Below are 12,435 nucleotides of genomic sequence, written 5' to 3'. Positions count from 1 at the left end.
AAGGATTTTAATCATGTCTAAAGATACTTTGAAAACTGCTTCTGTGCTGGCTTTTGAACGTAAGCTGGATCCCTCTGACGCTCTTTTTCATGCCGGTCAATGGGGACAGAGAGAGCAATCTGCTGATTGGCAACCTGTTTCTATTCTGGAGAAATCTGTAAGGGGCACCATTTCCAACCGTCTAAAAACCAAGGATCAGGATCCAGCCAAGCTGGATGCCGCTATTGAAAACCCCAACCTGCAGCGGGTTGACGTGGCTGCTTTGCCAGCGGATGTGGATACCCTGAAAGTCAGCTTTACACTGCGTGTACTGCCAGGCACTGGTCACCCATCAGCTTGTAATGATGCTGACTATCAGACCAAATTGCTGCAAACAGTGCAGGGTTATGTCGAAAAAAATGGTTTTACCGAACTGGCAAAACGTTATGCAGGAAATCTCGCCAATGGTCGCTTTCTCTGGCGTAATCGCATTGGCGCAGAAACTGTGCAAGTGAATGTCGCTCATCTGGTGGATGGTCATGCTGCAAGCAATTGGTGTTTTGATGCGTTGAACCAGTCGGTACGTGATTTTAACTCGACATCTACAGAGCTGAGTCAACTGGCTAATTTGATCGAAGCAGGCCTGAAAGCACAGCAGCACGTCTTGTTGCAGATCACAGCGTTTGTTCGCCTGGGTCAGGGGCAGGAAGTATTCCCCTCACAGGAATTGATTCTGGATCGTGGTCGTGGTGACAAGAGTAAAACCCTGTATCACGTGAACAAAGTTGCTGCCATTCACTCCCAGAAAATTGGTAACGCCCTGCGTACCATTGACAGCTGGTATGAAGGTGCCGATGAACTTGGGCCTATCGCAGTTGAACCCTATGGCTCCGTGACCACCCAAGGCAAAGCATATCGTCAACCCAAACAAAAACAGGATTTTTATTCACTCTTGGATTCCTGGGTGCTTAAAGATCAGGTGCCGGATCTGGAGCAGCAACATTTTGTTATTGCTACCCTAATCCGTGGTGGTGTGTTCGGTGACTCTGATAAGGGGTAAACAATGGATTACTATATTGATATTGAACTCTTGCCCGATCCTGAATTTCCAGCGCCAATGTTGATGGGAGCACTTTACAACAAACTGCATAAGGCACTTGTTGTATTGGATAGTCGGGATATTGGCATTAGTTTTCCGCAGTATCAGGTGAAACCACGCACTTTGGGGCAACGTATGCGGTTGCATGCGAGTGAAAAACGTATGCATGAACTGATGGCGGAAAATTGGTTGCAGGGTATGCGAGATCATGTGCAAATTTCTGGAATACTGCCTATACCTGAAGTGGCGCAGCATTGTGTCGTTAGTCGTAGGCAATTCAAAACCAATGCAGATCGTTTGCGACGACGTCGTATGCAGCGTAAAGGTGAAAGCTATGAACAGGCTGTTCAGGCTATACCTCATAGTATAGAACGTAAGCCGAACTTACCGTTTGTTATGCTGCGTAGTCAGAGTACTGGGCAAGCTTTTGCTTTGTTTATCGCACAGAGTGAGGTGTTGATGGAACCTTTGCAGGGCTCCTTCAATAGCTATGGATTAGGGCAAAACGCAAGTATTCCTTGGTTCTGACCCTTTTTTCTAATACAGATAGTGACCCTTTAAAAACAAGGAGATATTAGCCTCGTTATAAAAGGGTCGTTTTCTGTATATGGACGTAGCTCTTTAAAAATTAAAGTATTTAGCAATATAATCTCTAGTTCACTGCCGTATAGGCAGCTCAGAAAGTGCGTATCAACGGAAAATGGACTGATGTGTGTTCACTGCCGTATAGGCAGCTCAGAAATAACGCTACTGGAACTCAAAACAATCAAATCGGTTCACTGCCGTATAGGCAGCTCAGAAATAACGTTTGCACGACAGCAGACGTGTTCAGTTGTTCACTGCCGTATAGGCAGCTCAGAAAGTCATTCAATTGCGGCCACTCATGCACATTCCGTTCACTGCCGTATAGGCAGCTCAGAAAATATCCCCGACACCGGGGAAATGGCATCAGACGTTCACTGCCGTATAGGCAGCTCAGAAAATGAATCACCGCCCATTTGTACCGACAGTTGTGTTCACTGCCGTATAGGCAGCTCAGAAAGCTTTAACTGGCACCTGGCTGAGTGGCGCAGTGTTCACTGCCGTATAGGCAGCTCAGAAATGGAAAGGAAATTAATTTTTGGGGTTGGTTCGGTTCACTGCCGTATAGGCAGCTCAGAAAGGCCGTATAGCTAACGGTTTCAGTCTCTGAACGTTCACTGCCGTATAGGCAGCTCAGAAAACTAACTATACAATTACTGCGCCACAATCTATGTTCACTGCCGTATAGGCAGCTCAGAAAGGTACGTTCAGTATTACCTTGTCACCCAAAGGGTTCACTGCCGTATAGGCAGCTCAGAAAAGACCGACAATCTCACCCTCCCCCAGCAGATCGTTCACTGCCGTATAGGCAGCTCAGAAATGGGTCAGGTATTAATTGGCGGTGGGATAATAGTTCACTGCCGTATAGGCAGCTCAGAAAGTTGGTTACCGCCAATGGTTGTAGCGGGTGATGTTCACTGCCGTATAGGCAGCTCAGAAAAGGAGAATGACCGTGCGAAAACCCGCTGAACTGTTCACTGCCGTATAGGCAGCTCAGAAATTGAATACAAAGGTATTCGAGGCGCTCAATCAGTTCACTGCCGTATAGGCAGCTCAGAAATGCCGCTGACTGACTCGTCATTGGAGCCCAGGGTTCACTGCCGTATAGGCAGCTCAGAAAACAATGGACGATTCAACCTACGCCCATATATGGTTCACTGCCGTATAGGCAGCTCAGAAAACCCAATCTGGTATGAAGATTCTGAACTACTGGTTCACTGCCGTATAGGCAGCTCAGAAAACCCTGAACAATTTCAGAGTGGGCGCTTTCATGTTCACTGCCGTATAGGCAGCTCAGAAAACAAAAATACAGAAAGAACTCGAGGCACTTTGGTTCACTGCCGTATAGGCAGCTCAGAAACCGAACAGAGAAGCTGTTGCCGCATAGCCTACGTTCACTGCCGTATAGGCAGCTCAGAAATTGAAAAATGCGCGCAAAATGGATATAGCGGTGTTCACTGCCGTATAGGCAGCTCAGAAATGCTGAAATCACAACAGAGCCCACCATCACCTGTTCACTGCCGTATAGGCAGCTCAGAAAAGCCCTTATGAGCGCGCCGTGCGTGTCGATTTGTTCACTGCCGTATAGGCAGCTCAGAAAATAAAAATACAGAAAGAACTCGATGCACTTTGGTTCACTGCCGTATAGGCAGCTCAGAAAGTCACTATATCCACGGATGCCCGCCATAAAGCGTTCACTGCCGTATAGGCAGCTCAGAAATATCTATTTTGGCCCTATCCTTCGTTTCATTTGTTCACTGCCGTATAGGCAGCTCAGAAAAAAATCAAAAAATATAAAATCACTTCCACTATGTTCACTGCCGTATAGGCAGCTCAGAAATCGAATGCCTAGCATCATCGCTATGTTTGCAAGTTCACTGCCGTATAGGCAGCTCAGAAAAAGTTATGGCAATGCAGCCCGCAGATCGCTTTGTTCACTGCCGTATAGGCAGCTCAGAAAGTGACAGTTAACGGACAAACACAGAACGCTGAGTTCACTGCCGTATAGGCAGCTCAGAAAATTGCTGCAAAATATTCGCGTTTGGTTAAGCCGTTCACTGCCGTATAGGCAGCTCAGAAAAGTACGGCGCATACTGCTCTATCAGCGGATAGGTTCACTGCCGTATAGGCAGCTCAGAAATTGATCACCCGGTATCTCCCCGTCAATCATCAGTTCACTGCCGTATAGGCAGCTCAGAAAGCGAACGTTCTCATTATCATCAGCTCCCGAAAGTTCACTGCCGTATAGGCAGCTCAGAAAAGGCGACCAATATCACCCGCACGCTCAATGGGGTTCACTGCCGTATAGGCAGCTCAGAAACGGAAAAATAAGGCCGCTATCCTTCAAACCTTGTTCACTGCCGTATAGGCAGCTCAGAAATTCATCGATCGTCTCCGCGTCGAACTGCCAAGGTTCACTGCCGTATAGGCAGCTCAGAAAAAGGCCAGGTGAGTAATAAAGCTCATTAAAACGTTCACTGCCGTATAGGCAGCTCAGAAATTTGGTCTTTACCGGAGAGGCTCTTCACCGCCGTTCACTGCCGTATAGGCAGCTCAGAAAATGCTGCATCAGCGCCTAGGGCTACGCAGACAGTTCACTGCCGTATAGGCAGCTCAGAAATCCAGCGGCTTTCACAAGCGGCTATTGGTTTTGTTCACTGCCGTATAGGCAGCTCAGAAAGCAGGGGTGCAGCAGCGTCAAACGGATGAAACGTTCACTGCCGTATAGGCAGCTCAGAAAATCCTAAAAGCCACAAATTTCAGTGCCGGATTGTTCACTGCCGTATAGGCAGCTCAGAAAAAAACCATCCGGCTATCAAACTGGATCGGCGGGTTCACTGCCGTATAGGCAGCTCAGAAATCCGTCCTCACCGTCAGCTCACCCCACTCAGAGTTCACTGCCGTATAGGCAGCTCAGAAATTTCGGGAGTTGATGACAATAATGAAAACGTTTGTTCACTGCCGTATAGGCAGCTCAGAAATGGCGCTGGCGTGTCAGAATCACAGAGCTCAGGTTCACTGCCGTATAGGCAGCTCAGAAATCCGTTGCATTCAACTACGAGCATGTGATCATGTTCACTGCCGTATAGGCAGCTCAGAAATAAATGAATTCTGAATTTCCCAAACCGATTGAGTTCACTGCCGTATAGGCAGCTCAGAAAATCTCCCGCTACAAGCTCTGAGCCTGTACCTCGTTCACTGCCGTATAGGCAGCTCAGAAATGATCGGTAGGTGGTAAACACTCCACCTGTTAGTTCACTGCCGTATAGGCAGCTCAGAAATCAGCGAAAGAGACCGAAGGCAGTACAAGTGCGTTCACTGCCGTATAGGCAGCTCAGAAAAACTCAGTAGCGATTGCAGCAGGTAACGCAGCGTTCACTGCCGTATAGGCAGCTCAGAAAGTAAACTTCAACCGCCGCGGTGAAATGGGTACGTTCACTGCCGTATAGGCAGCTCAGAAATGGATAGAGCGCTAATGACAGTCTTGCGATTAGTTCACTGCCGTATAGGCAGCTCAGAAAATTTGAAGATGTTAATTTAGCTGATATTCAGGGTTCACTGCCGTATAGGCAGCTCAGAAATGAATCGGCTCAGCCTGATCAACAATACCCCGGTTCACTGCCGTATAGGCAGCTCAGAAAATTGAATCACCTTTTACTTTTACGATTCTTGCGTTCACTGCCGTATAGGCAGCTCAGAAAATCGGTACTGGCCTGTAACCTATAACATCATCGTTCACTGCCGTATAGGCAGCTCAGAAAACTCAGCGATAAAATGAACGACATCAGAGCACGTTCACTGCCGTATAGGCAGCTCAGAAAAGGCTGATCCTGTCGTTTAAATATGACGCCAGTTCACTGCCGTATAGGCAGCTCAGAAATTCCGTGAACACGTCATGACGGCTCACATAGAGTTCACTGCCGTATAGGCAGCTCAGAAAAACTGGATGAAGTCCTGGATCGATGTCTGCTCGTTCACTGCCGTATAGGCAGCTCAGAAACAGGCCAGTCACTACCCTTCACTTGAGTATTAGTTCACTGCCGTATAGGCAGCTCAGAAATAGTAATGGTATATGAACTTCCCTTTATCCTGGTTCACTGCCGTATAGGCAGCTCAGAAAATCGAGCAACAAAACCCCGAAGACTACAAAAAGTTCACTGCCGTATAGGCAGCTCAGAAAATGCTGGAAAGCCTGCCCGCAAGCGTCATGACGTTCACTGCCGTATAGGCAGCTCAGAAATTCTGCGCGGCTGAGTGCGATACGCACCTGTGGTTCACTGCCGTATAGGCAGCTCAGAAAGTGATATAAAAAACGTTCAGCCGCAATTGCAAGTTCACTGCCGTATAGGCAGCTCAGAAACTAACGCTGGGTCAATTTCCCATGCTTTCCGTGTTCACTGCCGTATAGGCAGCTCAGAAATTTTGCAACACAGGGCGACCGCACCGAAACACGTTCACTGCCGTATAGGCAGCTCAGAAATTATCGCCGCAACACAAACATCAGCTATGGTTGTTCACTGCCGTATAGGCAGCTCAGAAAAACAGCCATCGCTGCTGCAGTCGATAAGATTTGTTCACTGCCGTATAGGCAGCTCAGAAATTGATTCAGACCAGGGTGGTGATGATTCTGGCGTTCACTGCCGTATAGGCAGCTCAGAAAGACGACGCACTTGAGTTCATGTACAAATCTATGTTCACTGCCGTATAGGCAGCTCAGAAAAGGATGCAGGCACGGCCAGGATGCAGGCACGGGTTCACTGCCGTATAGGCAGCTCAGAAACTGGCCAGTGGTGTGATCGATGCCCTTTGGCGGTTCACTGCCGTATAGGCAGCTCAGAAATTACTTTGGAGACCTAGCTTGTGGCTTACTTCGTTCACTGCCGTATAGGCAGCTCAGAAAATAAAAGGGGCTTATCCTGGACTGCAACCGGTGTTCACTGCCGTATAGGCAGCTCAGAAATTATGTGATCACTGTCCGCAGCCGTGAGGGAGGTTCACTGCCGTATAGGCAGCTCAGAAATGGCAGCGATAATCCTTTTGGCATTGTACATCGTTCACTGCCGTATAGGCAGCTCAGAAATTGAATAATGTTGATTTGGGTGCTGCAAATATGTTCACTGCCGTATAGGCAGCTCAGAAATAACGCCGATTGGTCATTAGACTCCTTTATAAGTTCACTGCCGTATAGGCAGCTCAGAAAAGGTGGAGAAAATGCAATCATTAAGCGGGTAAGTTCACTGCCGTATAGGCAGCTCAGAAACAGGTCATAGCTGTGGCTGTGCTTAACTACATGTTCACTGCCGTATAGGCAGCTCAGAAATGGAACGAGCCATAGAAGACTGGGCACTGTGTGTTCACTGCCGTATAGGCAGCTCAGAAAACGAATATTAGTGACAACAATGCGACCTTCTAGTTAACTGCCGTATAGGCAGCTCAGATAAAGTAGAATCTTCTAATCTGTTAATGGCCAACTAAACTGACCCACCTCTGGTCATTAATTTTGGCCCACCCTAGGATGGCTTTGGCCACCAAAACCAGTACCTTCTCCTGATCATGATGAACAAAAGGGGAAAGGGTTTTGAAGGAGAGGGTTATGATTCATAAAATCAAAGCACTATACGATAACGGCCAGAGGCTTTCGGTCCGGACCATCAGCAAACAGCTATCTATCTCTCGTAGTAATGTGCGTATTAAGCTTGAGCAACAAATCGAGAGGTGGCGGGCCAAATCAAGTTGGCTGACCCCTTGATAAGAGGTGGCGGGCCAAATCAAGTTGGCTGACCCCTTCAACCGACCCCTTCAACCCCTTGATAGGCGAAAGGTTCGCTCACGGAGTGAGCTCCTACTGCTGTATTGTATTTTAGCCCTCATCCGAATAAACACACACATTCCAATCAGCGGCCAGGCCATCATCTGCTAAGCAGTAGCGTTCGAAAAAGTTGCTGATCTCATCGCGCTGGCAGTGGGTTTCGAAGCTTGGCATGTCTTTCCAGATTTCATGAAACACGATGGGGAAGCTGGTGCCTTCGGCAAATGCGCTTTGGATCTGGCGTGTGACGATGTATTGGATGCAGCCATCTTCCCTTAGGGTGTTGGGTTCAAGGGATTGCAGTACCTGGAAAAGCTCGGTTTCTTTTCCAGGCTTAGGCAGAAATTGAGCGGTGCAGTAGACTTTGGATGACATGTGTGGACCTCAGCTCGAATAAAAACAGGCGTCGATCTTATCGTTGAACCGTTTTTATTCCAAGGGCTTGGGATGTTCAAGCCTTAAGTAGTTTCTGATAAAACACCAAATCTAACCATCGATCAAACTTGTAGCCAACCTGGGGCAATCTGCCGGTTTCCTGGAATCCTAGTGCCTGGTGTAATGCGATGCTGGCGGCATTGTCGGCATCGATAGCACCGATCATGCAGTGGTATTGCTGCGACTGGGCGCGTTCTATCAGTGCGAGCAGCAGTACTTTGCCGATACCCCGACCACGATAGTCAGGGTGCAAATAAATGGAGTGTTCTACGGTGGTATTAAAGGCGGGGAAGGGGCGGAAGCGGCCATAGCTGGCAAACCCCATTAGCTGTCCGTGTTCATCTGCTGCACCGATCACTGGCAGGTTGAGTTGTTGCTTATCGGCAAACCAGCGATCGATGGTTTGTCGGTCTCGGGGTTGGTATTCGTACAGGGCAGTGGTGTGGAGTATGGCATCGTTGAAGATGGTTAGAATGGCGTCACCCTGTTGCTGGTTCTCGCAGTCGATTAAGTGCATGGTGGTTGATCACGGGTTGCTTAGTGGGTAGATGGGGCGGCAAATACCTGCCGCTCCCCGTCAAAATGGGCAATTGCTGACATCTTGATGCGGGTTATCATAAGGCAAGTAGTTGTTTTTGTGTAAGCGTTTTTTATTGGTCCGAGTTTTGCTGTTAACCCTGTTGTACAGGACATGAAAGTCTGAAGAGGAGGGTGAAAGATGAAAATCGATCAGACTCAGGCGAAAGCCTACAGGGTAGTACATCCGGACACGAGTTCGCGGGTGGGTAAAACAACACCAACCGGTGGTTTTGGCGATCTGCTTGAGCAGATGTTGCACCAGCCATCATCATCTAATACGCATCCGACGGTCAGTTTGCCAAAAGAAGAGGCCGAGTCGAGGTCTTCATCAGCGACAGAGTTGACCGCAGAGCAGCAGCGTGAAGCCGTTCGTGATCAGTTACTGGCGTTGCTGGATATGACGCCGGCAGAGCGCATACGTTTTGCCTATCTGCAGTCAAAAGGCTTAACCGAGGAGCAGTTGGCTAGTTTACCGCCGGAAGAGCGTGAAAAAATTGAAGCAGAAATTAAGGAAGAGTTAGAAAATAAGTTGGGTGCTGTCGCAGAGAGTGAAGAAGAGAGTCGAACCGACTGGCAGGGTTAACCGGATTCACGGATGACAAGCTGTGGGGGTTCGCGGATAATACCCGCCCATGACAAATCACTCCGCGCTTTTAGAATCTGCCCGAAAAAATCTGATTGAGGTGTTTGGCTTCAGCCAGTTCCGCACCCCTCAGGAAGAAGTAGTCGGCACCTTGCTGTCTGGACAAGATGCACTGGTTGTCATGCCGACAGGTGGTGGTAAGTCCTTGTGTTATCAATTGCCTTCCCTGGTTCGAAGTGGTACCGGGGTGGTGATTTCACCCTTGATCGCGTTGATGCAGGATCAAGTGAGTGCCTTGTCTCAGTTGGGTATTCGGGCGGGTTGTCTGAACTCGTCTATTGCTTTTGATCAATTGCAACAGACTGAGCAACAGTTGCTTACCGGGCAGTTGGATCTGTTGTATGTGGCGCCGGAGCGCTTATTACAGCCGCGCACTTTATCGTTACTGCAACGTACTGAAATTGCACTGTTCGCTATAGATGAGGCGCATTGCGTTTCTCAGTGGGGGCATGATTTTCGTCCTGAATATATGCAGTTGGGTCAGTTGGCGGATTTGTTTCCTGGTGTGCCACGTGTTGCGCTGACCGCCACTGCGGATGCCCGTACGCGAGATGAAATTGTTAAACGTCTGGCTTTGACCAATGCTCGTCTTTTTGTTCAAGGCTTTGACCGACCGAATATTCGCTATCGTATTGGTCAGAAGGAAAAAGCCCGCGAGCAACTGCTGCGTTTTATCCGCACCGAGCATGAACAGGATGTGGGTGTCGTTTACTGCTTATCGCGTAAACGGGTGGAAGAAACGGCCGCTTTTTTGTGTGACAAGGGCTTTAATGCCTTGCCTTACCATGCTGGATTATCGGCGGATCTGCGTCAGCATCATCAGCACCGGTTTTTGACTGAAGAATCGATTATTATGGTGGCGACCATTGCCTTTGGCATGGGCATAGATAAACCCAATGTGCGCTTTGTGGCGCATCTGGATCTGCCCCGTTCGATTGAAGCTTATTATCAGGAAACCGGGCGTGCCGGTCGTGATGGACTTCCAGCCGATGCCTGGATGGTGTATGGCCTGCAGGATGTGCTGTTTCTGCGGCAAATGCTGGAAAGCTCGCAGGCTGAAGACCGTTATAAACAGGTGGAGCGGCAGAAGCTGGAGGCGATGTTGGGGTTATGCGAGATCACTACTTGCCGCCGTCAGGTACTGCTCGGTTATTTTGGTGAGCCGGATCATCACCCGTGTGGTAACTGTGATACCTGTCTTGAACCTGTGCCTGTCTGGGATGCTACCGAGGCCGCCCGCAAGGCGCTGTCAGCAGTTTATCGCAGTGGTCAGCGTTTTGGTGTTAATCATGTGGTGGATATATTGCTGGGGCAGGAGACGGATAAAATTCGTCAGAACCAGCATCAGCGCATAAGCACCTGGGGCATAGGCAAAGAGCTGGATCGCAATCAGTGGCGCTCTGTGTTTCGCCAACTGGTAGCAAGAGGCTTGCTGAATGTGGATGCCGAAGGGCATGGCGTGCTGTTGCTGAATGATCGCTGTCGCGGATTGCTGCGGGGTGAAGAGAGCATTGAACTGCGTAAAGATCCTCGTATTCCTTCCGGCAAAGGCAAGACCGATTTCCGTACGGCGGCACGGCGTGATCGCGCGAATCCGGCCATGCGCCGTCTGGAACCCGCTGAAGAAAATCTCTGGGAAGATTTGCGTGCGCTGAGAAAACGTTTGGCTCAGGAACAGGATGTCCCACCCTATGTTATTTTTCATGATGCAACACTCATGGAAATGGTGGTCTATCGCCCCCAGACTGAGCAGCAGATGCGCAGCCTGAGTGGTATAGGTGAGCGTAAATTTGATTTGTATGGTGAGGTTTTTCTGTCGTTGATTGAAGAGCATCAAGCGGCCCCAAGTACCTGGGTCAGACCAGTATGATGCCGCTGGTGGTGGATGGACGTTAGCTTACTGGCGCTGTTTGCCAGTGCCTTTATTTCTGCGACCTTGCTACCGGGCGGCTCTGAAGCACTGTTGGCCTGGATGGTCCATCAAGGGGAGTATCCTGTAACACATCTGGTTCTGAGTGCAACGGCCGGAAATCTGTTGGGCAGCCTGGTGACTTTTGGCATGGGGGCCTTGCTGCGAACTCGCTATCCACTGAAAACGCTGGAAAAACCACAACATCAACATGCGCGCCGCTGGATTGAACGTTATGGTGCCTTTTCCTTGCTGATGGCCTGGCTGCCGATTATTGGTGATCCGTTATGTTTTGTCGCCGGTTGGCTCGGCGTTAGATTCAGTTTAAGTGTAGTGACTATCGCACTGGGTAAGTTGTTGCGCTATCTTGTTGTTGCAGGCATTTTTATGTGAGTTTTTTGCCAAGGTGGATATCTACCCATGACCCGGCGCGCGCTCTTCAGTTTTTTACGAACACTGCTGCTGACACTGCTGGTGATAGTGTTGCTGCTGAATGTATGGTTCTCGCAAACGCGTCAGGAAAGCTGGCAAACTCCCGCCACTGTGTGGATCTATCCTATCAATGCCGATGCCGCACCGGCCACGCAGGATTGGATAGACACCCTGTCTGATGCAAGCTTTGATGATATGGAGGCATTTTTTGATCGTGAAGCACGCCGTTATCGTCTTAGGCTGGAACAGCCTATACGCGTGAGTCTGGCGGCGCAATTGGATTCCTTGCCCCCAGATATTCCCCTCGAACCCAGTATTGTTGATGCGGTGATCTGGGCACTGAAAATGCGCTTTTGGGTGTGGCGCTATGATGACTCCGTTCGAGAACCTCATGCTATTCGAATCTTCATTCGTTTTTATGCTCAGGATAATCCTGGTCCTATGCAGCATTCGCTGGGTTTGCAGAAGGGACTGATTGGCCTGGTTAATGGCTATGCCGGAGAAGCTCATGCCGGACGTAATAACCTGGTTGCCGCTCATGAGCTACTGCATACACTGGGGGCCACCGACAAATATGATATGGATACCCTGGAGCCGCTATGGCCTGATGGCTATGCCGATCCGACTCAGTATCCGCTCTACCCCCAGACCCGTGCCGAAATCATGAGTGGTCGCCTGCAAGTCTCTCCCGGCTGGCTGATGCTGCCGCCAAGTCTGGAACACGCCGTGATCGGTCCGGCTACAGCAATAGAAATCAATTGGCTCGCCGTGCACGAGGATTAGCTGAACCCTTTCGCCCGGAGGACCGGGCTCCCACAAAAGGTGTACGATACCCCCCCCGTAGGAGCCCGCTCCGCGGGCGAAGAGGTTCGCACAGGTAAAAAGGATTCACTGTAGGAAATAAGATGGACCCGCCCCCCTAACAATGTGCCATGCTTAATCTGTAGAGAAAGCAAACCGGCATCTGA

At 49.4% G+C, this 12,435-nt stretch carries 8 protein-coding genes and 1 CRISPR repeat array; of the genes, 6 read left to right on the top strand and 2 right to left on the bottom strand.

All coding sequences use genetic code 11. The features are described 5' to 3' along the window. Nucleotides 1-13: 13 nt before the first annotated feature. Complete coding sequence (gene csy3, locus ACN0R1_RS18215) at nt 14-1,039, top strand: type I-F CRISPR-associated protein Csy3 (RefSeq protein WP_417585443.1); 1,026 nt, start codon at nt 14-16, stop codon at nt 1,037-1,039. 3 nt (nt 1,040-1,042) lie between these two features. Then, nucleotides 1,043-1,606, top strand: coding sequence for a type I-F CRISPR-associated endoribonuclease Cas6/Csy4 (gene cas6f, locus ACN0R1_RS18210; RefSeq protein WP_417585441.1), 564 nt, complete (start codon nt 1,043-1,045; stop codon nt 1,604-1,606). 127 nt (nt 1,607-1,733) lie between these two features. Then, nucleotides 1,734-7,100: direct repeats of the CRISPR family, unit length 28 nt; unit sequence GTTCACTGCCGTATAGGCAGCTCAGAAA. Between the two features lie 420 nt (nt 7,101-7,520). On the opposite strand, the gene ACN0R1_RS18205 is transcribed toward cas6f, so the two are convergent. Both ACN0R1_RS18205 and ACN0R1_RS18200 read right to left on the bottom strand, forming a co-directional pair. Continuing rightward, the gene (locus ACN0R1_RS18205) at nt 7,521-7,844 is read right to left on the bottom strand and encodes a putative quinol monooxygenase (RefSeq protein WP_417585439.1); all 324 of its coding nucleotides are present in this window, start codon (nt 7,842-7,844) and stop codon (nt 7,521-7,523) included. A gap of 76 nt (nt 7,845-7,920) precedes the next feature. Next, nucleotides 7,921-8,421 (bottom strand): GNAT family N-acetyltransferase, encoded by a 501-nt coding sequence (locus ACN0R1_RS18200; protein WP_417585437.1) that lies wholly within the window; start codon nt 8,419-8,421, stop codon nt 7,921-7,923. Between the two features lie 201 nt (nt 8,422-8,622). Here ACN0R1_RS18200 and ACN0R1_RS18195 point away from each other — a divergent pair, with 201 nt between their 5' ends. The 4 genes from ACN0R1_RS18195 to ACN0R1_RS18180 are packed head-to-tail and all read left to right on the top strand — an operon-like array spanning nt 8,623 to nt 12,250. Next, nucleotides 8,623-9,066 carry a hypothetical protein gene (locus ACN0R1_RS18195; protein WP_417585435.1) on the top strand — a complete coding sequence of 148 codons (444 nt, stop codon included), beginning with the start codon at nt 8,623-8,625 and terminating at the stop codon, nt 9,064-9,066. A gap of 49 nt (nt 9,067-9,115) precedes the next feature. After that, entirely contained in the window at nt 9,116-10,996 is a 1,881-nt protein-coding gene (recQ, locus tag ACN0R1_RS18190; RefSeq protein ID WP_417585433.1) for a DNA helicase RecQ, read from the top strand. A 15-nt stretch (nt 10,997-11,011) separates the two neighbouring features. After that, on the top strand, nt 11,012-11,428 hold the full coding sequence (locus ACN0R1_RS18185) for a YqaA family protein (RefSeq protein ID WP_417585431.1): 417 nt from the start codon (nt 11,012-11,014) through the stop codon (nt 11,426-11,428). A gap of 27 nt (nt 11,429-11,455) precedes the next feature. Beyond that, on the top strand, nt 11,456-12,250 hold the full coding sequence (locus ACN0R1_RS18180) for a hypothetical protein (protein WP_417585430.1): 795 nt from the start codon (nt 11,456-11,458) through the stop codon (nt 12,248-12,250). Nucleotides 12,251-12,435: the final 185 nt, after the last annotated feature.

This window comes from Nitrincola sp. (assembly GCF_048264025.1).
Classification (GTDB): domain Bacteria; phylum Pseudomonadota; class Gammaproteobacteria; order Pseudomonadales; family Balneatricaceae; genus Nitrincola.
Note: the sequence above shows the minus strand (reverse complement) of the source record. Positions and strands in the feature narration are given on the sequence as shown.